The sequence below is a fragment of the Streptomyces sp. NPDC056948 genome, assembly GCF_042674225.1.
Lineage (GTDB): Bacteria > Actinomycetota > Actinomycetes > Streptomycetales > Streptomycetaceae > Streptomyces > Streptomyces purpurascens.
Window position 1 is genome coordinate 1 of sequence record NZ_JBHUQX010000731.1, and the last position, 2,327, is coordinate 2,327.

The window sequence follows — 2,327 nt, forward strand, 5'->3', positions numbered from 1 at the left end:
CCTCTGCGGGGCGCCCAGCGCCGTAGGCGAAGCATCAGAAGAAGACCGACCGCCGCTGCACCAGCAGCTTGTACAGCGTGTGCTGGATCTGCTCCCTGACCTGATCGGTCAGGTTGAACATCAGCATCGGGTCCTCGGCCGCCTCCGGCGGATAGCCGTCCGTGGGGATCGGCTCGCCGAACTGGATCGTCCACTTGGTCGGCAGCGGAATCGCGCCGAGCGGTCCGAGCCAGGGGAACGTGGGCGTGACCGGGAAGTACGGAAAGCCCAGCAGACGGGCGACCGTCCTCGCGTTGCCGATCATCGGGTAGATCTCCTCGGCCCCGACGATCGAGCAGGGGACGATCGGCGTCCCGGCGCGCAGGGCCGTCGAGACGAAACCCCCGCGGCCGAAGCGCTGGAGCTTGTACCGGTCCGCGAAGGGCTTGCCGAGGCCCTTGAAGCCCTCCGGCATCACCCCGACCAGTTCGCCCTGCTCCAGCAGCCGTGCCGCGTCCTCGGCGCAGGCCAGGGTGTGGCCGAGCTTGCGGGCCAGTTCGTTGACCACGGGCAGCATGAACACCAGGTCGGCGGCGAGCAGGCGCAGATGCCGTCCCGCCGGATGGTTGTCGTGCACGGCGACCTGCATCATCAGGCCGTCCATCGGCAGCGTGCCGGAGTGGTTGGCGACGATCAGGGCGCCGCCCTCGGACGGGATGTTCTCGATGCCCTTAACCTCGACCCGGAAGTACTTGTCGTACAGCGGGCGCAGCAGGGACATCAGGACCTGGTCGGTGAGCTCCGCGTCGTAGCCGAAGTCGTCGACCTCGTAGTCCCCGGTGAGGCGGCGGCGCAGGAACGCGAGCCCGCCCGCGATCCGCCGTTCCAGACCGCCGTCGCCGTCCTGGGACGGCTCCGGCGGCTGCTCCTCAGAAGTCACAGGAACATCATCCTGCGGAACAGCCCTGGTGGGCAGGGGCTGCACCTCACGGACCTGCGCCGGCTCCGTGCCCGAGCGGCGGTTCCCCGCGCTCCGGCGCCGCTGGGGGCGCTGCACGGCGCTTCCGCGGGACCGGTCGTCGTCGAACGGAATGACCTTGGCATCCGCCATCGTTGATGCGCTCCTCAGTTGGCGCTCTGCGTCGGGGGGTGGCCGTCGCCCGCGAGGGGCAGTGCGGCGATCCGGTCGACGGCCCCCGCAAGGGCCTCCGGCGGAAGAAGTCCGGGTCCCTGGCTGCGGGCGAAGTCCGCGAACGTTTCCGCGGTCGTGTATTTGGGCTGGAATCCCAGCGTTTCGCGCATCTGGCCCGTGGCGACGACCCGGCCGTGGGTGAGCAGCCGGATCTGCTCGGGCGAGAAGTCCGTCATCCCCAGCGTACGCACCAGCGAGCCCGCCCAGGTGACGGCGGGGAGCGGCAGGGGCATGGTGGGGCGCCCCAGGCGCCGGGAGCACTGGGAGAGCAGCAGGACGCCGTCGCCGGCGATGTTGAAGGTGCCGCTGTTGAGCGTGCCCCGCCTTGGCTCGTGGGAGGCGATCCGCAGCACTTCGATCACATCGTCCTCGTGCACGAACTGCAGCCTGGGGTCGTAGCCGAACACGGTCGGCAGGACCGGCAGCGCGAAGTACGAGGCGAGCGGGGTGTCCGCGGTCGGGCCCAGGATGTTGGCGAACCGCGGCACGCACACGGCCACATCGGGCCGGCGGCGCGCGAAGCCGCGGACGTACCCCTCGACCTCCACCGTGTCCTTGGCGAAACCGCCGCTGGGCAGGGACTTGGGCGGGGTCGTCTCGGTGAAGACGGCCGGGTCGCGGGGTGCGGAGCCGTAGACGTTGGTGCTGGACTTCACGACCAGCCGCTGCACGGTCGGGGACTTCTGGCAGGCACCGAGCAGCTGCATGGTGCCGATGACGTTGGTCTCCTTCAGGGAGGCCCGGTTGCCGCTGCCCAGCGGCGTGCCCGTCACGTCCAGGTGGACGATCGTGTCGGCGGCCGTCTCGGCGAGCACCCGCGCGATCGTGGGCTGCCGGATGTCGGCCTGGATGAAGTCCGCACCGCCCAGATGGTGCTCGGGCGGCACCGCGTCCACGGCGATCACCCGGTCCACCTCGGGGTCCCGCTGGATCCGCCTCACGAACCGGCCCCCCAGTTGGCGGGCCACTCCGGTCACGAGCACGACCTTGCCCAAGATCAGCGCCTTCCTTCCACAGCCTCTTGTCCCCGCCGCGTTCCCCCGTGGGGCCAACTTAGCGGTTCGGTGTTGCGCTGTGATGACCGCCCGATGCGCGAAGTGACGGGAAGCGGACGGGCATACATGGCGATACACGTGTGGCCCCCCACCAGTTGGTG

Annotated in this window: 2 protein-coding genes; both read right to left on the reverse strand. The window is 70.1% G+C overall.

The genetic code is table 11. From position 1 onward, the window contains the following. Positions 1 to 34: 34 nt before the first annotated feature. Positions 35 to 1,090, reverse strand: a complete 1,056-nt coding sequence (locus tag ACFTZL_RS44095) for a lysophospholipid acyltransferase family protein (protein ID WP_382596045.1) — start codon at positions 1,088 to 1,090, stop codon at positions 35 to 37. A gap of 14 nt (positions 1,091 to 1,104) precedes the next feature. Further along, entirely contained in the window at positions 1,105 to 2,166 is a 1,062-nt protein-coding gene (locus ACFTZL_RS44100) for an NAD-dependent epimerase/dehydratase family protein (RefSeq protein ID WP_382596048.1), read from the reverse strand. Between the last annotated feature and the right edge of the window lie 161 nt (positions 2,167 to 2,327).

Coding starts and splice junctions, on each gene's coding strand:
- ACFTZL_RS44095 (WP_382596045.1), bottom strand. CDS start 1,090: ATGGCGGATGCCAAGGTCATTCCGTTCGACGACGACCGGTCCCGCGGA.